Raw genomic sequence first — 21,986 nt, forward strand, 5'->3', positions numbered from 1 at the left:
CTGCCTTTTTGAGCTATTTAAAGTAAGATGTAGTAGGATACCGTTTATTTTTTAAGCTGGGCGGCTTTTCTGGCCAGGGAGCCAAAGGGTGCCCCCACCGGCAGTACGGTAAAGCCGTAATGAGAATTTAGCACTGTTGCAGCAGAGCCGTAAAAAGACATTATAGCAATACCCATTTCAGAATAGGCAGCCAACTCATGCCAAGCTTCCCCGCCTAATCCCAGGGTGTTCATAAATAACCCCAGGAAAAGCAGGTCAATCAGGAAGAATATTATAAACAGAACCTTGTTGGCACCTGCAGCTCCAACTGTCATGTACACGGTAAAAATGAAATAACCCAGGAAAGCAAATCCCAGTTGGTGAATATCCGGAGTAATTCCTGCGCTCATGCCTATGGTTCCGTTGGCCATCATCCAGGTCATAGCTACGCCAAACCAGAAGAAGCCATATCCACAGAAGGCGGTTGCTCCAAAAGTATTATTGTGTTTATAGTCCATGAGCCCGGCCACAAACTGGGCAGTGGCACCTAAAAAAATTGCCCAGGGGATAATGAAGGCTGTCCCAGTGGTAATACCGAGCTTTTGGGAAGATGCTACCAGGGTTACCATCGCCAGTCCCAATAGCCCCAGTGGTGACGGGTTGGCAACCAGTTCTTGAATGTGCCCGCTTACATGCATTTCGTTTGAATTTGACATAACTACCTCCTCGTATTTTTAGCAAAATTTTAGTCTCACCCTAAATTATTACCTATATCCCCCTTTCCTTCGAAATTAGACTACAAATAGACAACAATTTAAAACATTCAACACAAGTTGTTAAAATCCTGTTAGCTTTGTGACCTTTTTCTTTAATTACTTCTGCCTTTTTATACTACTAAAATAGAGTGCAAATATTTTAGAAATTGCCACCATGATGAGTTTTCTCGGGAAAAAAAGACGGGATTTCCTGGATGCTATAGTTAATAAAAAATTATTCCTAAAAAAAAGGGATTTAGCACAAGAGATTAGAATATAAAAGATAACTAAGTTTGTCCTATTTTTTATGCAATATTTCTCCAGCTCCTCCATTAGGAATTACTGGAGTGTTGTATTTAGCTGTTATAAGGTTTTTTCTTGGGCCATATAAACAGTGTGTCCAGTAAATTAAAATGGAGGACTTATTTTTAAGAATAGGGGGAGGTGATGGGAAAGTCGTCTTGTTGTCCAAGGACTGTAATGGGGGTTATTTTCTAGAAAAGAAGCTGGGTTAGTAGAGGAAGAGAATTATAAGGGGGAAACTAAAAAAAGAACCTCTTGAAATTATTAGAAAATGGAGGGAATATAAACATGGCTGCTAATTTTGCGATTAATAATATTAGAGACTTTGAATTTATTATAGGCGAATGGTTGCCTACTGAAGGCGTTTTCAATTACCCGCAGTTTGCCGATTATTATTCCAAAGATGACATCAAGCCGGTTCTGGGACCGATTCTTAAGATGTGTAAAGAAGTAATTGAACCTACCAATGATGATGGTGAGAATAACCCGATTAAATTTGAAAATGGAAAGGTAACCACACCGCCCAGCTTCGGGCCGCTTTTCCACCAACTGCAGAGTGAAGGCTGGGGAACCAGCAACATAGACAAATCCCCGGATGCCATGGTAATGCCGGAAATGCTGCATATGGCAGTTTGGGAACTGATTGGAGCCGCCAACCCCACCTTTATGCCTTATGTACTGCTAACCACTGGTGCGGCAGATCTGATCCAGAGCTTTGGCGATGAGAAGTTAAAACAGATGTTCCTGCCCAAGATGATGGATGGAACCTGGTCGGGGACCATGTGTTTGACCGAGCCCAGCGCCGGCTCCGATGTCGGCGATATCCTTTCCAAGGCTTATCCCACCGATGACCCGCGCATCTTCAAAATCAAAGGAAACAAGATATTCATAACTGCCGGAGACAACGACTTTACCGAAAATATTATTCACCTCTACCTGGCTCGTATCGAAGGAGCAAGACCGGGAACGGGTGGAATCTCTCTCTTTGTTGTGCCCAAATACTGGGTAAACGAAGATGGCAGTTTATCCGACAATGATTTCCAGACCACCGGTGTAGAACACAAGATGGGTCAGGCTGGTTCCGTTACCGCTGCTCTGGCCGCTGGTGAAAATGATGGCTGCCGTGGCTGGTTGCTGGGCAATGACCCGCGGGAACACGAGGGTAAAGGCCAGGGTATGGCGCAGATGTTCCAGATGATGAACCTGGCTCGTATGGAAACCGGTCATATGGCCTTATCCTGTATCATCAACGCCTTTTGCAATGCCCGGGACAATGCCAAGGAAAGAGTACAGGGCCGTCTCTTGACCAATCCCAAGGCTGGACGCGTAGCCATAATCAATCATGAAGATATAAAGCGCACCCTATTGATGGGTAAAGCACATATTGAAGCTATGCGGGCCATGTTGTACCGGGTTTACCTGGCTTTTGACCAGAGAGAGCGTGATCCAGATCCGGAAGTCAGAAAAGCTGCCAGTGATCTGATTGAAATTACCACCCCGCTCTGTAAAGCCTATCCTTCTGATGAAGGTTGGTGGCTTATCAGTGAAGCTATCCAGTCTTATGGCGGATATGGCTACTGTGAAGAATATCCCGTAGCTCAAATAGCCCGCGACATGAAGATCTACTCCATTTGGGAAGGCACCAACTACATCCAGTCCATGGACTTGGTGGGCCGCAAGATGCAAATGAAGGGCGGATCCCTGTTCGGAGCCTGGGTGAAGGAAATGGTAGACTTCTGTGAGGCTAACAAGGGCAACGCAGCTCTGTCCAAGGAATTTGCTATACTGGATAAGGCCTTGAAGGCTTACCAGGAAATGCTGAAAGTCTATGCTGGCTATGCCAAGACCAACTTCAGCCTGGTTCCCCTCTATTCCCGCCGGGTACTTACCATAACCTCGCAGCTGTACTGCGGACGCCAGATTCTTGATCAGGCTGTTCTGGCAGACAAGAAGGCCAAGGAAGTGGGAGCGGATCACTATGATTACAACTTCTACATTGGTAAAGTAGCTTCCGCCAAGTACTACCTGCATAATGTGGTGCCCAATGTATGGAGCGTTTGCGAAATCATTGCGGATGGAGATTCCTCAGCACTTGAGGTTCCTCTGGAAGCATTTGAGTATATGTAAGCCTGGGAGCAGGCAACGCTCTGCCTAAATATTCTTTGGGAGCATGCAAAATAGCAAGAACAATCAGGAAGATAAAAGTCCAAAAGACCCTCGCTTTAGCGGGGGTCTTTTCTTACTACGCTAAAAAAGAAGCCGTCCTTATAATGGGACGGCTTTGCTCATATACGGGTTATTAATGGTCGTTTATGAGCATATAAATTGGGAAGGGAAAGTAAAGCTTCACAATAAAGTTCACAGCGTTTAAGAATGAAGTTGATTATCAAGTTAACAATTATGCTGGCTTAAACTGCTCTTGATATGCTGCTTAACAAATACTTCTCAGGCTGAAAAGGCGATTACTTCAATGTTTCCGCTTTATTGTTCAGGCTAATAATAATTTATGAAGTAAGGGGAGGAAAGGTTACAAAGTGCAGGAGATATATTATAAGATTAGTGAGATTTCGGAAATACTGGGGGTTGAGCAATATACCCTGCGTTACCTGGAAAATAGTCTGGGCCTTAAAATTAAGCGTAATGAGCGGGGCGACCGGCTATATAGCGAATCTGACCTCGAAACCCTGAAGTTGGTATTGCAGCTAAAAAATAAGGGACTTAATACCACCGCTATCAAGATGGCCCTGGAGAATATTGAAGAGACAGAAGAAAAGGCGATAAGTCCGCTAGAGAATAAAGGTCAGGGTATGATGGAAGTAGTTACCATGGCAAAAAAAATCGTGGAGCAAAACCAGACCCTGCTGGAACAGAACCGTAAACTGGAGCAGCGCATGGAAAAGCTGGAACAGAAGATAGATAAACGTAATCTGGAACGGGAAAGAAAAATAGATGAATTTCTTGAGCTTTGGAAAGCGGAGCAAGCCCGGGGCAAATCCTGGCTATCCCGGATTTTAAGTAAATAGGAGGACGGAGGGCGGAAGAAGGAAAGCGGAAGGCCCTTAGTTTAGTTGCTGGGGCGGGTAAAAAAATCGAGGAGATATAATAATTTATAGAGGGTGGTTTCACTATGGTTGTAATATGGTTTATTAACTTTCTCCAGCCTGCTTAAATGTTCCCCGAAATCTTCTGCCAGGCGGGGGTTAGAATGGCTATCTGCCATTAATTTCTGTATTTCTTTTTGTCGGACCAGCAGTCCTGACAAAATGTTGGAGTCTACTGGAAGGGTTCTGGTAGCTGATAAGGCCCCCCCGCTTTCAATCCGGGACTTTTTTAAATCCAGGTATAGCTCCAAATAATTGTGAAGTTCTTGGCGCGGACCTTCCCATTGCCAGACCATCTCCTGTCCGCTGAACCTTTCCAGGTTAACCTTATTATCTTCTTCCTCCACTTCATAAACGCGGAATAAAACCGAGTCCGAATCTGGTGACAGGTTATAAACAGAATCAACCGGCAGGGAGAAAATAGGATAGTGTTTTTCTAAATCCAGCTCTAAATTAGCTGTATCAAAAGGAATTTTCTCCAGTATATGGCTGTTACCATCAGGTCCTATTCGTTCAATATAAAAGTTAAAAGGATAGATGCTCTTAATACTGATACCATCATTTTCCCAGTGGCAGAGTCCCCGCAAAACATAGAAAGATGGGTCTTCAGGGCAGATAACCTTAAGAACGGGAAAGATGCCGGCGATTAAGTCCTTGAGCCCCCTGGTCTGGGAGGCTCCGCCCAGGAGGAGGACGGCGTCTATATGCCATTTATCAGCGGAAAAAAGATGCAGAGCCTTTGCTCGTAATTTAACCTGTTCTTCAATGTAGCTTTTTAAGCGTTCGAAAACCGGCTCCAGCCTGGCCGCCAGCACTTCTGCCGTAAGCTCCAGGTTTAGCGAATACCCGGCATGGAAATCAGGGAAATCCAGGTGGTAGTATTCCTCTTTGCTCAATTCGATTTTTATCTTCTCTGCCAGTTGCCGGAGGCGATTATACTGGAATCTATTACGCGAGGAAGTAAATTTTCCACTATAGAATTCTCGTGGAAGCCTAAGCCCGGTTTGTATGGTGAAGGCTGGAAAAAGCAAGTGCTGTAAAATAGCCTGGTCGATTTCCGATCCGGAGAAGGCATCGTGGCCGATTTGAAATTGGGTTTCTACCAGCATTTCCCTCTTATCATGAGCCAGGGTTAAAAAACTGAAGTCACTGGTTCCTCCGCCGATATCAATGCTCAGGATGTCTCCTTGCAGAGGAAAGAGAGGATGAAGCAAGTTGTATCCCAGGGCGGCTGCCAGCGGTTCCGGCACTAGAAAAACCTTTTTCACGCCAAAGGCCTGGCGAGCTGCTTCCAGGAGAATACGGCGAGAATTCAGCCCAAAATAGTTGGGAACCGAGATATTTAGAGAGTCTGCCTTTATGCCCCTGCTCTCCAGGTATTCCTCTTGCAGGAAGCGGAAGAAAGCCAGTAATAAATCGGGCAGGCTGTAGGAACCCAGGGTCAGGGAAGCCTGTCTTTTTAAAGCCAGCTTGAAAAAAAAGGCGGTTTCTGCTCCGGCTTCATCTATCCTCAAGGCCAGGGGACCAAAGCAAAGTCTGCGTTGTGAGGGAAGGTAAGCAGCCACCGTAGGGATCTGCCCCTCGTCCTCGTTTCCCAAGAGATTAATAAACTCCCCATTATGCTGCAGGCCCAGCTTGGTATATGAAGTTCCGAAATCCAGCCCCAGTTGCATTACTTATGCTCTCCATTTCTAAATTAAGCTTTGACTCCACTGCAAAAACCCCTTTTGTTGCATAAGGGTTGCATAAATATACAAAGCGAGCGTTGGCGAAGCATGGGATGCAACACCCGGCGAAGGCGAGCGGCGAAAGGGGGCGAGCGACAGGACGTCGCGAGAGCGCTTCTGACCAGGATGGGAGATTAGCGCGGTACCCCTTGAGCCGCGAGACAAGCCGCAGGTGTTGCCCATGCGAAGACTGCGAGCGGTATATTTATACAAGCCAATGAATATTAATAACTTCTTGCAGTAGAATCAGCTTTGCGCTATTGCAAAAATTATATATGACTCTACTGCAAAAAACCCTTTTGGTTGCATAGAGGTTGCATAAATATACAAAGCGCTGATGAAGCCTGATTCGGAACGACACGGGGGTCGTTCCCTACACACCCTTCGGTCGCTTTTAATGTAGCGCACCCTGTCGGGCACTTCTGGTGCTCCCTGCAGCCGCTATTAAGGTAGCTGAGCGGTATATTTATGTACGCTAATGCATATTTATAACTTTTTGCAGTGACATCACTTGCGGCTAATTCATTATTCCGAGCCTGAATCTACCGGCCCGGCACTTACCACAAAAAAGGGGATAAGCTCTTCCTGCAAATCATCAACCTTAAATATGAAGATGTCACCTTCCTCTTCGAGTATAAGATTAGGCCGTTCTGGCGAAACTCTGCTGGCAATCTGGTACTTGTCCAACAGGTAGAGAAATTCCTCGGGGAATTCCCGGCCTTTTTGCAGGTTTATCTTTTCCACACGGAGGGAGAGGTCTTTCCAGGAACGGGAGAGATTGCGTGGTGCCAGGAGCCTCTCCAGGTCAGCTCTGAAATTAGCAATCCATTCCTTATGTTGGGAAAGCATGGCAGCAAGTTGCAAATAGCTTTGTTGTATAGCCTTGCCATAGTGCTGTTTTTCCTCCAAAAGCTCAATATGGGCTTTTAAAGAAGATAGTTCCAGTGTGGCCCGATAGAGGGAAGAAGCCAGAACAGTGTTCTGATAGGAGCCCAGGTTGCTTTTGGCCGTAGAAATAGCCGCATAGCTGTCGCTGATAATCTCCTGGGAACGCTCCAGAAAATATGCCATGTCCATTTCTCCCCGGGCAGGAAATTCTTTAATAAGTTGGTTCAAGCTTTGCCAGCTCTTAGAAATTTGTTCTTCCAGTTCTTTAAGATTTAGATTTAATGCTTTAATATGGCAATAATCCATCATAGCGGAAGCTCCAACCCCAATGTTCATGATTTTGTCTTCGGATGACAGGGCTTTTGTCATGAAAAGTAAGGTATCGCTCAAGAACAGCTGCAGAGCTTTGACAACCCGGAGGATTTCACTGTTATTTAGGGATGTCAGGTGCAAATCAAATAACTCCAGTTTTTGGGTATGCCAATAGGCGGGATAGGGTTCCATAAAGCTAAAGGAAGGGAGAACCCGTTCTTTGAGCTCCTGGTATTCCCTGGAAAATCTCGCCATAAACCGGGCAGTCTTTCTGGGCAGGCTTTCTTGATTATCCATTAAATCCAGGAGGGCGTTGTTCCAGTGATGAATGTTCTTCATCCATTGGTAATAATAATCCAACTCTTCCGGGTTATCCCGGTCAAGTTTAAGAATATTTATTAGAATAATAGAGTTGCTTTCTCGATTCAATGCGGCCAAAGCTTCCTTATCCTGCTCTAGCTGCTTTATCTGGTAAAGGAGCTCATTCACATAGCTGATGGCGTCCCCGGCCTTTTGCAGGCGGTAATAAAGCTCAATCCCCCTTTCTCTTTCTTTCTCATCAATAGTTTCCAGGGCCAGTAAACAATTTTCCTGGGCCTGCTGCAGGGAAAAGTTGAGGCTTTTTACCTGATTATAAAGCCGGGCATAGCGCTGCAAATTGGCCATTATATCCCTTTTTATCGCATCCTGCTGGCGGTTGAGTTTCAGTAAGCTGGCCAGTTCCTCTTTAAGCTCACTACGATAAGCGGGGAAAAAATGCTCATTAAAACTGCGATAATAGAAAGAATTGAGCTCATACAGATGGTTATCCATTTTTTCCAGCTCGCCCTCTTTCCAGGCCTGAGCTCCGCTTACGGTATTTATCTCCTGGAATAATTGTTGGAGGAAGGATTCCAGTTTATCCTGAAAAAAGTCAAGATTGATTTCCAGCTCTTTCATTACCATACCCCCGAAAATTGGCCTATTAATATTTCTCTTAGTGTCGATTTTGCCTTCTTTCGAAAAAGTTCAGGACGAAAGCAGAGCTCATTATTTAAGCCCTGTTTATCGTAATCATCTAGAAAAGTGAGTATTTTCTGAGCTTCTGCGCGTTCACTGGCTGGAAGCAGTGGCCCCAATTGTTCCAGCAGGTAAGGATTCATAAACAATGAGGAGGGTAGCCATTTCCACAAAGCGAGATATCCCGCCATAAGTCTTTGTGCAAGTTGCTGTTCTATATCCAGGTCAAAATACAACTGCAAGAAGCGCAGGTATTCCAGAGTAATAAAAGCTTCATGGGGCAGGGAAGCCATTTTTTGCTCAATAAGCCCCTGGAGTTCTATCCATCGCTGGGGAGAAATTCCGGAATCTGCTTCGTTTGCTAGTAAAAGGGGGGGCTCGCTTGGTCGCTGTTTTTGTATAGGACTGGCCTTGATTATTATTTCCCATTGGGGATGCTGCAGGACAGCGTTTAGACCTGCGAGCACGGATTCATAGACAGCAAGATACTGCAGGGACGCGCTGTCGGGTAGAATACGAGGGAAAGCCTGCTGGTATATGTTTTTGGCTCTATTCAGGCAGTCCGGTAAGCCAAATAAAATAGAATATACCGGTATAACGCGTCGCAGTACTTTATGAAACTGGCGATAAATGTTCTCATCATCCAGTACTTTTACCAGGCGGTTTTTTTGCTGGTAGTCTTCGTATACATCCAATAATATAGCCAGGCTATCTTCCGGCCAACCACATTGAAAAACCAATTCTGCAGTCTCCAGCAAAGATGAAAAACGCGGGGCCCCATAGGGCTCCGTAAAATGCTCAGGGGAAGTCGCTTCAATACTATCAATCGCCTGTACAAATAGCTCTATTTTATCCCCAAAGATACTGGGATAAAGATTATTTTTATAAAGCTCCCGCTTAATAGCATAATAGTTTTCCTTCCGGCTTTGTTCTAACTCTTCCTCTCTTAGCTGGATAAGCTCGCGCAGATCAGGACTGGCCGTACGGGCAGCAATATAACCACAGGCCTCAGCATCTAAAGTATTGATTATAGCCCTAAACTTATCCTTAAAGCTCTCCTGATAAATTTGGATCAGGAAAAGCAGATTTCTCTTCTTAATTCTGTTACTGCTAAGATACCAGGGCAGGTAATCTAAAAAGGCCTCCAGGACATAGCGTGGTGAGTCCAACAACCATTGCAAAACAAAAGTAAGATACATATTCTGCAGTAGTATATTGAAGAATTGCGGTTGCTGCCCGGAAAAATATAAAGAGCGTAATAGAAAATCAAGCTCCTCCGGCTGCCTGAGCACCACCCTTGCTGGGCTTTTCTCTAGATTCCTCCCCAGTTGACGCAGCCGCAGTTCTTCCTGCCAGAAGAAGAATAGATCTGGAGAGTCCTGAACGCTTCTATAATTATCGAGAATCAAAGGCCAATCGCTATAAGCCATTAAGCTCACCCTTTACCTCCATAAAAAACCATATTCAATAAGCGGCAGGCGTTTCTGGCCTTAATTTCATTGGCCTCGCTTAAGAATATAAAATAATAAATGGATTTTTCCCGGTTAGTAAAAATACCTCCCAGCCGGTCAGCGGCCAGGAATTCAATCCGGTCGGAAGCCGCTTTCGCAGCGCTTAAATAACGGTAGCTCTGTAAGCGGGTAATAAATGAGTAGCGACTGAGGCGGTCAAAATGTGCTTTAAGTCCCACTTCTTTATACGGGTTGCCATCTTCAAATTTACAGACCACCTCGTTTTTCCGTGCTGCCGGGAGTTGATTTACCAGCTCCTGGTTATTATCCAGGAAATTAAACAGAATTGATAGGGAGAGGCTATCTGCCGGCTGAGTAAAGCTATACTGCAGATAAGGATGAAGTTCCGGCGGAAAAAGCTCCATAGCCAGCTGATGTTCCTTTAATTTGGGCAATAGTTCAGGCTTTTCCATAAGCAAGTTAAGTAAATGGTCAATTCCCTGGGCAAAGCGCGGTAGATATGTGGAGTAGTCCTGATAAAGCAAGAGGGCATAGCGTTCATAAAAAAGCATATATGACTCCGGTGATTTGTCCCGCAGCTCTTCAATATATTCCATCAATCGCTGGTATTCATCTTTACCCAGCTTTTGCCCCTGATCCAGTTTGCGCAATATCCCTCTCATTTTAATCTACCATTTCGCTTTTTTAAGCATCGGTAGAAACTGCTTAAGCAGTTTCAACAAACCGCTGCAACGAGGTGGGGAATTAGAACCCGCCGCCTGTTTGTTAATAGGCGACCACTTAGCACCCTGCGGGCACCACTGATGTTCGCTTCGCTCACTATTAAAGAAGCGCGGGATATATTTCACCTCATTATATTATTCTATCTTAAAGCGGGATTGACATAAAGGGAAGCGGCGTTTTTCCTTCCGCTAGAAATTTATGATAGGCTATAGTTGTTGCTATTTTATCTTTACGGAGGTTTAAAGTGCTCAAGAAAAGCCCATTTCAGAGTTGGATTAGCTTATTGATATTTCCCAGCTTGACCATCATCCTGGCTTTAAGTATTGTGGTGCAAAACCAGGCGATTTTCAGCAATAGTGATGCGGTCATGTACACTTATCTGAAAAACGCTTGCCAGGGCCAGGTCGGATATGCTTATATGAGCAATTGTGGCAATAATATCACTTTTGCCGAACTGGAACCGGGGGATATTTTGTTGGGAGGCTACCCGGATTGCGCTTATGGTCGTTTTTCTCATGCTGGCATTTACCTGGGAAAGGGACAGGTAGCCGAAGGCTATGTTGACCTGGGGATTACTATCCAGACCCTGGATCATTATCATAGCTATAGCGATATATGCCTGCTTAAAGTAAAAGCCCCCCAGGATGTAAAGTCGAAAGCCGTTGACTATGTTCGGAAACAGGAAGGGAAAATATTCTATCCCCTGGCCTTTAAACCGGGAGACAGGTGGTGGAATTGCAGTAAAATAATGTGGAAGGCCTATTATAAACAAGGAATCAATCTTACTCCGGAAGCTGATTTCTGGATAGCACCCGATGCCTTTTACCAAAGCCCGCTGGTCGATATTATTGCGGAAGAGGGATGGTTCAAATAATACTTTGCGTTGCTCGCTTATATATTATACAGCTCTTTGCTTTTCTGGCTATTTGGTTAAGCACCTATTACCCAGGAATGGATATCTTTCTTTCTATCCTTTATTTCCTGTTGATTGCCCTGGAGGCCCGCTCCCCCCAAAATCTCAAAAAACGGGATATCCTTATCATTATTATTCTCTGGCAAGGGCCGGCGGCAGTACTGGGCTTGATGCTGCTGAGCGGCATGAATGCTGGTTTTTGGAGCCTGAATGCCCCGTTCCTTTTAGAGTTTTGGGCAACACCGCTTGTGGCTTTATTATCCTGCTTTAAAGGACCGCTACTGGCGGGGAAGCCGCTCTACTATTATTGCATAATAGCCACACCAGTACTCCTGGGCTTTTATTATTATCTCTTATCCATTCCATTATTGTTAAAACAGAAAAATTCAATCCGCTGGCCGTTTTAAGAGCATTGGAAATCGGATCTACCGACAACAATGTCGAAAAGTTAGCCAGCGGATTTTTTAAAGAAACCGAAAGATGTAAATCAAATTTAATTTACTACTGCGAAGATTTATCCTTTATCAGGGACTTTGCAGTCTGACTTCTTCCGGTTTCTGATATTATAATCTCCTCATCCTGTTTTTTTTATTCAGGAAAATTCAAGAATAAGTAAAAACTTCTCTGCCAGGTTAACTTACGATAACTTTATCACTTATTACTGTAGTGTCCTCGACACTGGCCAATTTCCAAAGAATCATCACGCAGACGATAAACAAGGCGGTTTGTGTCATCTATCCTGCGTGAGCACCACCCAGTCAAATCCCCCTTTAAAGGTTCCGGCCGACCTATCCCATTTAAGCTGCCATTACGCTCTATATCCTTTATTAGCTGATTTATCCGTTTTATCGTCTTTTTATCTTGCATTTGCCAATAGAGATAATCCGCCCATCCCATTTCCGTAAAGTTTATTTTCATTTTTCCATCGCCAGGAGTTCATCCAATGTTTTTGTAACAAACTTCCCTTCCTCCGCCTCTTGAATAGATTGGTGAAGTGCTTTCATGTTTCTTTCACCATAAAATGGGTCTGCATAGATTTCAAAAGGGATTTTGCCTTGACGTAGAGTTTGGCGAACGAAGATGTTAAAAGCTGTTGTCATGTTCATCCCCATTTCATTAAACACTGCGTCTGCCCTTTCTTTCAGATCTTTATCCATACGGATGCTGATATTTGTGGTTTTAGCCATATAATGCAACTCCTTTCGTGTACATTGTATTCTTATGCAAGTGCATTGTCAATCGTTTGCCCATGCATATATTATGGAGAAGCAGTTGTCGACCGTCAGGGGACGATATCAGAAGGGGGACAGGGATGGATTTCTTTTCTGTCAAATGCGCTGGAATCATATTTCAATTAGCATATACTTTTTGTTCTCTAAACCGTTATTATATGATTATTAACATATTATTAACATAAATATGACGCATATTTGTATTATAATAAAGTATCATGCTGACCCAGGGAATTGCTTAAAGTGAACTATATATCCAGATTAAGTGTGTTGAATTCTCAAAATAATTCCTATATTATGAGGCATGGAGTGATGAAAAAAAGCTAAAAAGCTAGTATTTTGTATCCAAAGTGCTATTTTCACTTAAAGAAGCTAATTTTACCAGTGAGGGGGAGTCAATAATGGGGAATGCGTTGCAATTGCTTCCCGCTACTCAATCAGATAGAGCATTGCTAAAACACCTGGAAGAAGAGGCGGGGACGGAAGTTAACCTCTGCTACCAGTGCGGCAAATGTTCCGCTGGCTGCCCGGTGGGCTTTGCCATGGATCAGACACCGCGCCAGGTGATAAGGCTGCTGCAGCTGGGCTTGCTGGAGGAGGCTTTGTCCACCGAAAGCATATGGATATGCGCCAGCTGTGAAACTTGTTCGGCCCGCTGTCCCCGGGGCGTGGACATTGCTTCCCTGATGGATGCTCTGCGCCGGGAGGCCCTGAAACAGGGCAGAATTACCGACCGGAAAGTAGCGGTGTTCAACCGGGCTTTCTTAAGCGGGGTAAAGAATTTCGGCCGGACCTACGAAGCCGGTTTATTATTGCAGCATAATCTGTTTACCGGGCAGTTGTTCAAAGATGCGGAACTGGGCCTGCCCATGATGCAAAAAGGCAAGTTGAGTTTCTTCCCGGAGAAGATCAAGGGAAGGGAAGCGATAAAGAAAATATTTGAGCGGGCTGAGAACCCGGGAGGTGAGTAGGATGAAACTGGCTTATTATCCTGGCTGCTCCCTGGATGGCAGCGCCATTGAATACGGGATTTCCGCCAAAAGAACGGCGGAATTGCTGGGAGTGGAACTCTTGGAGATAGAAGATTGGAATTGCTGTGGGGCTACTTCGGGTCATAACACCAACAAGCTTCTTTCCCTGGCCCTGCCCGCCCGTAATCTGGCCCTGGCAGAAAAGACCGGTTTGGATGTACTGGCGCCCTGTGCAGCCTGTTATAATCGTTTTCGTAATACGGAACATGTGGTTCGCCATGACCGCAAGATGCAGGAAAAAATTGCGGCCGTGATTGAAATGGATTACGCGGCCAGTAACCAGACTCTATCCATATTGGAGCTGATAGTAAATAAAGTGGGGCTGGAAAAGCTCCGGGAAAAAGTGAGCCAGCCGCTGAAAGCCATGAAAGCTGCTTGTTATTATGGCTGTCTCCTGGTAAGGCCACAGGACCATACCGGTTTTGATGATAATGAAGACCCCCGCTCCATGGACCTGATTATGCAGGCCCTGGGGGCGGAAAGCGTGGAATGGTCTTTTAAAACGGAGTGTTGTGGTGCCGCCCTGGCTACCTCCCGGCCTGATGTGGGTTATCGTATGATTTATGAAGTGCTGAGAAATGCCCGCGAAGCCGGAGCAGAGTGCCTGGTCACCGCCTGCCCCCTGTGCATGATGAACCTGGATATGCGCCGGCGTGGGGTGGAAAAGGCTTTTAACGAGCGCTTGGATATACCGGTTTATTATATTACCGAACTCCTGGCTATTGCCTGTGGTGATTCACCCCGAGATGTAGGGGTTCACCGTCATTTCGTGGAGGCGGAAAGCTACCTGGCTTCCCTGCCGGAGAAGGCCGCTCGGATAGAAGCTGAAGAGGCGGCGCGCTTGGAAGCGGAGCAGGCCAAAAAGGCCGCGCGGGCGGCACAGGCCAAGAAGGCTGCCGCGGATAAGGCTAAAAAGAAAGAGGCTCCGGCAGCAGAAGCAGCGGCAAAAGCCGGAGAAGAAAAGAAAGCGGCTCCAGCAGCGGAAGCAGCAGCAACGCTGGCTGAGGCTGGGGATAAGGGAAACAAGGCTACTCCAACTCAGGCGCAGGCGGTCGCCCCGGCTACCGCCGAGGCGGTTGATGAGGGAGCCCTGCAGAAGAAGATAAATGCCATGATAAAGGCCTGGGAAAAGAGCCCGGAAAAAGTAGCCGCCCGCCTGATTGAGGATGGAGAGAGAGCGGCCATACTGGCCCAGGTGGTAAGTGGGGATGAGAAAAAAACCGCGCGCCTGGCGGAGCTTATGATTACAGATAAAGACAAGGCTGCCAAAGCTGCCGAAGCTTTTGTCACCGGCGAGCTGAAAAAACGCCAGAAAGCGCAAGAATCATAATTAGAACCTGAGGGGGGACGGAGAGTGAAAAAACGAGTAGGCGTATTTGTTTGCGATTGTGGAACCAATATTGCCTCGGTGGTGGATACGGAAAAAGTAGCCGCGGCCGCACGGCAGTTTCCCGGGGTGGTTTTTGCCACTACCTACAAATACATGTGCTCTGATCCAGGGCAGGAATTGGTGAGAAACGCCATCAAGGAGCAGGAGTTGGAACAAGTAGTGATAGCTTCCTGTTCGCCGCGCATGCATGAGAAGACCTTCCGCAAAGCCGTGGAAGATGGAGGCATCAATGCATATATGTTCGAGATGGTAAACATTCGGGAGCAGGATTCCTGGGTTCACCACGACCGGGAGCAGGCCACTCAAAAGGCCATAGCTCTGGTGCGGATGGCGGTGAGCAAGGTTCTGCGCAACCAGCCTTTACAGGTTTCCACCATCCCGGTCACCCGGAAAGCCCTGGTCATCGGAGGTGGAATCGCCGGGATGCAGGCGGCTTTGGATATAGCCGAGGCCGGACACCAGGTAGTGTTGGTGGAAAAAGAGGCCAGTATAGGGGGCAAGATGACCCAGCTGGACAAAACCTTCCCCACTATGGACTGCGCCGCCTGAATTGGCACCCCCAAGATGGTTGCTGTGGCACAGCATCCTAACATTGCAATGATAACTTATGCCGAGGTTACCCAGGTAAAAGGCTATATCGGCAATTTTAAAGCAACTATAAAGAAGAAACCCAAATATGTGGACTGGGATCTCTGTACCGGTTGCGGTACCTGTGCGGAGAAATGCCCCACCAAGAAGCTGAAGGATGAGTTTGACCTGGGCCTGGGACTGAGAACTGCTATTCACAAGGTTTATCCCCAGGCGGTTCCGGGCAAGTTTTACATCGATGCCCAGAATTGCACCAAGCTTACCAGCGGCAAATGCGGGGTTTGTGAAAAATTATGCCCGGCCAAGGCCATCAGGTTTGATGACAAGGAAGAGTACCAGGAGGTAGAAGTCGGGGCTATTGTCATGGCAACCGGTTATGATCTTTTTAAGTGGGAAGAAGCTTACGGCGAATATGGCTATGGCAAATACCCGGATGTAATCAGCAGCCTGCATTTTGAAAGACTGGTCAGCGCCGGGGGGCCTACCGGGGGTAAGATTCAGCGTCCTTCGGATGGCAAAGAGCCTAAGAGCGTGGCTTTTATCAAATGCGTGGGTTCGCGTGATGATACCAAGGGCAAATCCTATTGCTCGCGGGCCTGCTGCATGTATACGGCCAAACATGCTTACCAGGTAAAGGATAAGATAGAAGACAGTGAAGCCTATGTATTCTACATGGATGTACGGACGGCCGGAAAGAACTATGAAGAATTCTACCAGCGTTCCCTGAATGCTGGAGCCAAGTATATCCGGGGGCGGGTCAGCAAGATCTATCCCCGGGGAGAGCGACTGGTGCTTAAATCCGAGGACACCCTTTTAGGGCGGCCTCTGGAAGTGGAAGCGGATCTGGTGGTATTGGCTACTGCCATGGTGCCTTCCGAGGGAGCGGGAGCCCTGGCCAAAGCCATCGGCTTTTCCAGCGATAAGGATGGTTTCTACCAGGAAGCCCATCCCAAGCTGCAGCCGGTGGAAACCTTTGCCGCCGGGGTATACCTGGCCGGTTGCTGCCAGGGTCCCAAGGATATCCCGGATACGGTAGCCCAGGCCAGTGCGGCTGCGGTAAAGATCTGCGGGCTCTTTTCCAAAAACGAGCTGGCTACTGAACCCATGGTGACCCAGGTAGATATCAGTAAGTGTTCAGGCTGCGGCTTCTGTGTTCCTATTTGTCCCTATAATGCAATTTCCCTGGAGCCCATACAGGAACGGGGTCATCATGGTCCCTTTACCCGCAATGTAGCCCAGGTGAACAGCAGCCTGTGTCAGGGCTGCGGGGCCTGTTTGCCGGCCTGCCGGACCCTGGCGCTAAACCTGAAAGGATTTACCAATGATCAACTGGTAGCGGAGGTGGATGCCCTGTGTCTATAGATAAAAGTGAATGGCAGCCCAAAATAATCGTGTTTGCCTGCAACTGGTGCAGTTATGCCGCGGCAGATTTGGCCGGTTTGAATCACCTGGAGTACCCGGCTGATGTCCGCATCATCAGAACCCCCTGCTCCGGCCGCATGGACCCCTTGCTGGTTTTGCGGGCCTTTAACCGGGGAGCTGATGGGGTGCTCTTATCCGGCTGACACCCGGGCGAATGTCACTATGGTAGTGGCAATTACTATAACCGCCGCCGGCACACGATAATGAAGAGCCTTATGGAATACCTGGGTATTGAAGCGGGTCGATACCAGACCGCCTGGATATCCGGTGCCGAGGGTATAAAATTTCAACAGACCATGCAAAAACTGGTGGAAGATGTGAAAAAGCTGGGGCCCAATTACAAACTAAGGGAGGCAAAATAATGGATATTACTAGTAAAATCAGAAAAATTGCCACCCGGCTCCTGCAAAACGGGGAAGTAGATTTGTTTATGGCCTGGGAGAAAGGGGACTTGCCCTTTCAAAGCAAGCCGTTTTTTGCCCGCCGGGTAGAGGATGTAGAGCGGATTATTTTTGATGAATATTCTATTCACAACCTGTCCAATGCCCTGCTCAAGTTCCGGGACCGGCAGGAGAAAATCGGGCTGGTGGTTAAGGGCTGTGATTCCCGGGGAGTGGTAAGACTTTTAGAGGATGGGCAGATAAAGCGGGATAGGCTTTATATCGTAGGGGTGTGCTGCCCGGGGATGAAAGACCCACTGCAGGCTATGCGCGACTACTCCGGCTTCAACCGGAATCTGGAGGCGGCTCCGCTGGCTGCCAAGTGCGAAAACTGCATTCAACCCAACCCGGTTATTTATGATGAACTGCTGGGTGAAGAGCAGCCGCCCCGGGTGCAAGGAGAGCGCTTTGCCCGGGTCAGGGAACTGGAACAGCTATCCCCGGATGAACGCTACCGCTTTTTTGAAGATATACTGTCCCGCTGCATACGCTGCTATGCTTGCCGCCAGGCCTGCGTAGCCTGCAACTGCCGCACTTGTATATTTGATGAAACCAAACCGCAGTGGGTAGGACGCGAGACCAGTATCAGCGATAATATGATGTATCATTTGGTGCGGGCTTCCCACATGGCGGGGCGCTGCATCGAATGCGGCGAATGCGAGCGGGTTTGCCCGGTGAATATCCCGCTGATGCTTATCAACCAGAAGCTTATTAAAGATGTGGATAATTTCTTCGGGCCTTATGAGGCCGGGATGCAATATGTGGAAGGGGCAAAACCGCCCTTGAGCGTCTATCAGGAAAACGACCCGGATGACTTTATATAGGGGGTGAGTGGAGTGAAGGTTTTAAACAAGAACAAACTACCCGCGGTTTTCGATAAACTGGCGCAACAGTCGGAGCTCTTTGTTCCCCTGCAAAAAAAAGAGCAGAGCGGCTTTTATTCCTGGAAGAGCTTTGACCAGGCGAGTGACCAGCTGGCCCTGGACCTTTTGAATGTCTACCTGCCCCCCAAGCAAGTGCTTCTGCCCCAGACGGAGAAGATGTACAGTTTCCGGCAGGAGGAAGGTGGAGTAGCCATAAGCGAAGTCTATGAGGAAAGCCAGGCCCGGGTGATATTTGGCATCAGAGCCTGTGATTTGCAGGCCATAAACTGCCTGGATCAGGCTTTTCTGACCCGGGGCTTTGTCGATGAATACTATAAAGCCCGGCGGGATAATACCACTATCGTGGCCAGCGCCTGCTATAAACCGGGGGCCAATTGCTTCTGCAGCTCCATGGGAGTCGACCCCCTGGAACCGGCTGGAGCCGATGCCATCATCCGCGACACGGGCTCGGAATTCTTTATTTGGGAGGCCAGGACCCCGGCCGGTGAGGAACTGAGCCGGCAACTGGCGGAATATCTGGAGGAAAAGGAGCTTCCTTTACCCCAGAGTCAGGCTTTCGAACGACAAGTAGATATGGAAGGGGTAGCGGAAAAGCTGAGCCAGGTTTTCTCTTCTCCTCTCTGGGAAGAGCTTTCCGATGCTTGCCAGACCTGTGGCATCTGTACCTATCTCTGCCCCAGCTGCTACTGTTTTGATATACAGGTCAAAAACCAGGGCGAGGCGGGTTACCGTTTTCGCTGCTGGGATTCCTGCATGTATGGTGAATATACCATGATGGCCGGTGGTCATAACCCCCGGGCATCGGCTACGGAGAGATTCCGCAACCGCTTTTTGCACAAACTGGAGTTTTTCAACGAGCGCTATGGCATGCCTCTCTGTACCGGCTGCGGGCGTTGTATAATTGCTTGCCCCGCCGGGATTGATATCAGCAAGATTATCACAGCGGCAAAGGAGGCGGACTGGAGTGCATAATTGTAATTGTGAAAACCCTCTGGTTCCCCAAATCGTGGAAATAGTAAAAATAATTGATGAAACCCCGGATGTCAAAACCTTTCATGTCCGCAACGAAAACGGGGTTCCCTTTGATGTAAGGCCCGGGCAACTGGCCATGGTGTCTCTCTTGCCGGTAGGGGAAGGGATGTTCTCGGTCTCCTGGCAGGAGGAAAAAGAGCACCTGCAGTTTGCTATAAGAAGAGTGGGGCTGATGACCGATGAACTGCATAGCGTGGGAGTGGGCCATAAAATAGGCGTCCGCGGTCCCTATGGCAATGGTTTCCCGGTGGAAGCCTGCCAGGGCAAGGATATGCTTTTTATCGCCGGAGGTATTGGCCTGGCACCCTTGCGTTCCTTTATAAAATATTGTTTGAAACACCGCTCCGATTATGGCAAGATTCAGGTTTTATACGGGGCCCGGAGCTATGCCGACCTCTGCTTCAAGGATGAGCTCTTTGACCTGTGGCCCAAAGAAAAGGATACCGAGGTTTTTACCACCCTGGATAGGCCGGAGGAGGGCTGGGATGGCCATGTAGGCTTGATTCCTTCCTACCTGGAAGAGTTGAACCCGGCACCGGAGGGCAAGGTGGCGGTAATCTGCGGTCCCCCGATAATGATAAAGTTTGCCCTCAAGTCCCTGGAGAAGATGGGCTACAATGACGAACAGGTCATAACCACCCTGGAAATGCGCATGAAGTGCGGCATAGGCAAATGCGGGCGCTGCAATATCGGCAGCGAGTATATCTGTCTTGATGGGCCGGTCTTCAACCTGGCGCAGTTAAGAAAACTGCCGCCCGAGTGGTAGAGATGGATGCAATACCGCAAAAAGCCGGGCCGGCGCGTGAGCCGGCCCGGTTTCAAGTTCAGTTGTCAACACCTGCCCTCCGCCAATTTGATGTCACTGCAAAAAGCAATAGCACATTGTTACGGTGTTGACGTTGATATTGGCACAACCACGGTTGTAGCTTCGCTTCATAAACTTGATGATGGCAGCGAACTAGCAGTAGCTTCAGCCCTCAATTAGCAAATCTATCTTTTTATGCTTTTGTGGTTCCAGCGGTTAAGCCGGATACTAAATATTTTTGAATATATATAAAAAATATTACTATAGGTATTATCATAATTACGCAGGCTGCGGTAAGGAGCCCATAATCCGTACGATAATATCCCATCAATGTATAAAGACCAAGCGTTATTGTGCGGTTGCTATTACTGGTAATGATTATGCTGGCAAAGATATATTCACTCCAGCCTAGGATAAACGAAAAAGTACCAACCGCAGCCATGGCGGGAAGGGTCACTGGAATAATCACCTTGCGTAAAGCACTGAAATAACTGCATCCGTCAATGCGGGCAGCATCCAGAATATCAGAAGGAATACTTTCAAAGAATCCCTTCAACATCCAGATTCCAAATGGCAGCGTAAAACACAGATATGACAGAACCACGCCAAATTTATTGTCAATAAGGTTTAGCTTGTATAACATCATGAAAAGAGGAACTATTATCAGTATTCTTGGAAACATATAGGTAAAGAGAATCAACTGTAGGATCTGTTTTTTAGCCGGCACTTTCATCCACACAATAGCTACTGCTGCCAACGATGCCAGCATAATAGTTACGATGGTTGTGAAAAAGGCCACAAATAAGCCATTGAATAGGTAAGTGGGATACTCTCCGGTTGCAAATAAGGCTTTATAATGAACTAATGTCCAATGTTTTGGAATCAATGTAGGCGTTAATGTGATTACCTCACTGGTAGGTTTAAATGAAGTAAAAATACCGACAATAACCGGGAAGAGCAGAACATAGGAAATAGTTGATACTAAGACAAGCATCAGCACATTATTTAATAGCTTGTTTTTTTTGAAAATCATAGAATGTTATCTCCCTATATATATTTTAACCAAGCTGTTTATAATATATGAAAGGTCCTACTTTGGATTCTAGCTGGTTTTTTTGGACCATGATTCTCGATTTACAAAAATAAAATATACTATACTTACGGCAAACAGGATTAAAAACATGATTGTTGCCAGAGCTGAACCATAACCAAACTCGGTAGACTCAAAAGCTTGCATATATGTATAGATGCTTAAGGTTATAGTTGAATTGTCTGGCCCCCCACGAGTCAGTAGAAAAATCGTGTCAAAGGATGAAAACATCCAAATGATTTCAAGTATCCCAAGGATCACGAATGCTGGCTTTAACAGCGGGAGTGTAATTTCTTTAAACACTTGCAGTCTACTGGCGCCGTCAATTTTGGCGGCTTCATAAAGGTTTTTATCTATAGACTGTAACGATGCCAGAAATATAAGCATGGCAAAAGGATACTCTTTCCATACAATAGGTATGATTACACCTAACCAGGCGAGCTTTTCGTCTGCTAGAATATTTACGGCTTGATCCAAGATGTGGTATTTGACCAATATATAATTTATGTAGCCGTAATAGTCGTTATAAATCCATCTGAAGATCAAAACAGATACTACAGAAGGCACAACCCAGGGTATCATTAAAATTCCCCGGAAAAATTTTCGTAAAGGGAATTTCATATTCAGGAGCAATGCCAGAGCAAGGCTCAGAATTAAAATAATTATACTCGAAATAATTGTAATTACTGCCGTATGTTGCAGAGCTAACCAGAACATGTCGTCTTTAAGTATATTAATGTAATTCTCTAAACCAATATATGAATATTTATCATATGATAAAAGCTTGTCAGTTAAGCTTATATCTATACCTCGTAAAATAGGATAGAGTGTTAAGGCAAATATCGCTGCCAGAGCAGGTATGACAAAAATAAGTGAAATTAGCTCTTTTCTTTTCATGTT

General features: G+C 46.7%; 21 protein-coding genes. 12 read left to right on the plus strand and 9 right to left on the minus strand.

What is annotated here, in order from left to right:
* Positions 1-44: 44 nt before the first annotated feature.
* Positions 45-695 (minus strand): acetate uptake transporter, encoded by a 651-nt coding sequence (locus SWOL_RS01950; protein ID WP_011639829.1) that lies wholly within the window; start codon positions 693-695, stop codon positions 45-47.
* 630 nt (positions 696-1,325) lie between these two features.
* Between SWOL_RS01950 and SWOL_RS01955 the strand changes: the two genes are divergently transcribed.
* Positions 1,326-3,164: an acyl-CoA dehydrogenase family protein gene (locus SWOL_RS01955; RefSeq protein WP_011639830.1), complete on the plus strand. Its 1,839-nt coding sequence runs from the start codon at positions 1,326-1,328 to the stop codon at positions 3,162-3,164.
* A gap of 407 nt (positions 3,165-3,571) precedes the next feature.
* Positions 3,572-4,060 carry a MerR family transcriptional regulator gene (locus tag SWOL_RS13450; protein ID WP_011639831.1) on the plus strand — a complete coding sequence of 163 codons (489 nt, stop codon included), beginning with the start codon at positions 3,572-3,574 and terminating at the stop codon, positions 4,058-4,060.
* Between the two features lie 41 nt (positions 4,061-4,101).
* Here SWOL_RS13450 and SWOL_RS01965 read toward each other — a convergent pair whose 3' ends face one another.
* The 4 genes from SWOL_RS01965 to SWOL_RS01980 form a co-directional block, all read right to left on the minus strand.
* Complete coding sequence (locus SWOL_RS01965) at positions 4,102-5,811, minus strand: Hsp70 family protein (protein ID WP_011639832.1); 1,710 nt, start codon at positions 5,809-5,811, stop codon at positions 4,102-4,104.
* Positions 5,812-6,390: 579 nt separating this feature from the next.
* The gene (locus SWOL_RS01970; protein WP_011639833.1) at positions 6,391-8,004 is read right to left on the minus strand and encodes a hypothetical protein; all 1,614 of its coding nucleotides are present in this window, start codon (positions 8,002-8,004) and stop codon (positions 6,391-6,393) included.
* Positions 8,004-9,503, minus strand: coding sequence for a hypothetical protein (locus SWOL_RS01975; RefSeq protein ID WP_041427273.1), 1,500 nt, complete (start codon positions 9,501-9,503; stop codon positions 8,004-8,006). Before SWOL_RS01975 ends, SWOL_RS01970 begins: the two co-directional genes overlap by 1 nt.
* A complete protein-coding gene (locus SWOL_RS01980) occupies positions 9,500-10,198 on the minus strand; it encodes a hypothetical protein (protein WP_041427275.1) in 699 nt (232 codons plus the stop codon). The genes SWOL_RS01975 and SWOL_RS01980 overlap by 4 nt, the downstream gene beginning before the upstream one ends.
* 305 nt (positions 10,199-10,503) lie before the next feature.
* Here SWOL_RS01980 and SWOL_RS01985 point away from each other — a divergent pair, with 305 nt between their 5' ends.
* The gene (locus tag SWOL_RS01985) at positions 10,504-11,133 is read left to right on the plus strand and encodes a YiiX/YebB-like N1pC/P60 family cysteine hydrolase (RefSeq protein WP_011639836.1); all 630 of its coding nucleotides are present in this window, start codon (positions 10,504-10,506) and stop codon (positions 11,131-11,133) included.
* Positions 11,121-11,579, plus strand: a complete 459-nt coding sequence (locus SWOL_RS01990) for a hypothetical protein (RefSeq protein ID WP_011639837.1) — start codon at positions 11,121-11,123, stop codon at positions 11,577-11,579. Before SWOL_RS01985 ends, SWOL_RS01990 begins: the two co-directional genes overlap by 13 nt.
* A gap of 244 nt (positions 11,580-11,823) precedes the next feature.
* Here SWOL_RS01990 and SWOL_RS01995 read toward each other — a convergent pair whose 3' ends face one another.
* Positions 11,824-12,090: a Txe/YoeB family addiction module toxin gene (locus SWOL_RS01995; protein ID WP_011639838.1), complete on the minus strand. Its 267-nt coding sequence runs from the start codon at positions 12,088-12,090 to the stop codon at positions 11,824-11,826.
* Positions 12,087-12,359 (minus strand): type II toxin-antitoxin system RelB/DinJ family antitoxin, encoded by a 273-nt coding sequence (locus tag SWOL_RS02000; protein WP_041427278.1) that lies wholly within the window; start codon positions 12,357-12,359, stop codon positions 12,087-12,089. The genes SWOL_RS01995 and SWOL_RS02000 overlap by 4 nt, the downstream gene beginning before the upstream one ends.
* A 446-nt stretch (positions 12,360-12,805) precedes the next feature.
* Here SWOL_RS02000 and SWOL_RS02005 point away from each other — a divergent pair, with 446 nt between their 5' ends.
* The 8 genes from SWOL_RS02005 (at position 12,806) to SWOL_RS14825 (ending at position 20,176) form a co-directional block, all read left to right on the plus strand.
* Positions 12,806-13,375 (plus strand): 4Fe-4S dicluster domain-containing protein, encoded by a 570-nt coding sequence (locus SWOL_RS02005; RefSeq protein ID WP_011639840.1) that lies wholly within the window; start codon positions 12,806-12,808, stop codon positions 13,373-13,375.
* A 1-nt stretch (position 13,376) separates the two neighbouring features.
* Positions 13,377-14,765, plus strand: coding sequence for a CoB--CoM heterodisulfide reductase iron-sulfur subunit B family protein (locus SWOL_RS02010; protein WP_011639841.1), 1,389 nt, complete (start codon positions 13,377-13,379; stop codon positions 14,763-14,765).
* 24 nt (positions 14,766-14,789) lie between these two features.
* Positions 14,790-16,775, plus strand: coding sequence for a CoB--CoM heterodisulfide reductase iron-sulfur subunit A family protein (locus tag SWOL_RS02020; protein WP_155814100.1), 1,986 nt, complete (start codon positions 14,790-14,792; stop codon positions 16,773-16,775).
* On the plus strand, positions 16,766-17,197 hold the full coding sequence (locus SWOL_RS14175; RefSeq protein ID WP_155814101.1) for a hydrogenase iron-sulfur subunit: 432 nt from the start codon (positions 16,766-16,768) through the stop codon (positions 17,195-17,197). The genes SWOL_RS02020 and SWOL_RS14175 overlap by 10 nt, the downstream gene beginning before the upstream one ends.
* Positions 17,197-18,099, plus strand: coding sequence for a 4Fe-4S dicluster domain-containing protein (locus SWOL_RS02035; RefSeq protein WP_011639846.1), 903 nt, complete (start codon positions 17,197-17,199; stop codon positions 18,097-18,099). Before SWOL_RS14175 ends, SWOL_RS02035 begins: the two co-directional genes overlap by 1 nt.
* 12 nt (positions 18,100-18,111) lie before the next feature.
* The gene (locus SWOL_RS02040) at positions 18,112-19,131 is read left to right on the plus strand and encodes a 4Fe-4S dicluster domain-containing protein (RefSeq protein WP_011639847.1); all 1,020 of its coding nucleotides are present in this window, start codon (positions 18,112-18,114) and stop codon (positions 19,129-19,131) included.
* Positions 19,124-19,957, plus strand: coding sequence for an FAD/NAD(P)-binding protein (locus SWOL_RS02045; protein ID WP_011639848.1), 834 nt, complete (start codon positions 19,124-19,126; stop codon positions 19,955-19,957). Before SWOL_RS02040 ends, SWOL_RS02045 begins: the two co-directional genes overlap by 8 nt.
* 90 nt (positions 19,958-20,047) lie before the next feature.
* Entirely contained in the window at positions 20,048-20,176 is a 129-nt protein-coding gene (locus SWOL_RS14825; protein WP_242649382.1) for a hypothetical protein, read from the plus strand.
* 13 nt (positions 20,177-20,189) lie between these two features.
* Here SWOL_RS14825 and SWOL_RS02055 read toward each other — a convergent pair whose 3' ends face one another.
* Together SWOL_RS02055 and SWOL_RS02060 are read right to left on the minus strand one after the other, a co-directional pair.
* Complete coding sequence (locus SWOL_RS02055) at positions 20,190-21,029, minus strand: carbohydrate ABC transporter permease (RefSeq protein WP_011639849.1); 840 nt, start codon at positions 21,027-21,029, stop codon at positions 20,190-20,192.
* Between the two features lie 69 nt (positions 21,030-21,098).
* On the minus strand, positions 21,099-21,983 hold the full coding sequence (locus SWOL_RS02060; protein ID WP_011639850.1) for a carbohydrate ABC transporter permease: 885 nt from the start codon (positions 21,981-21,983) through the stop codon (positions 21,099-21,101).
* Positions 21,984-21,986 lie beyond the last annotated feature (3 nt).

Origin of the sequence: Syntrophomonas wolfei subsp. wolfei str. Goettingen G311, from assembly GCF_000014725.1 — a bacterium.
GTDB classification, from domain to species: domain Bacteria; phylum Bacillota; class Syntrophomonadia; order Syntrophomonadales; family Syntrophomonadaceae; genus Syntrophomonas; species Syntrophomonas wolfei.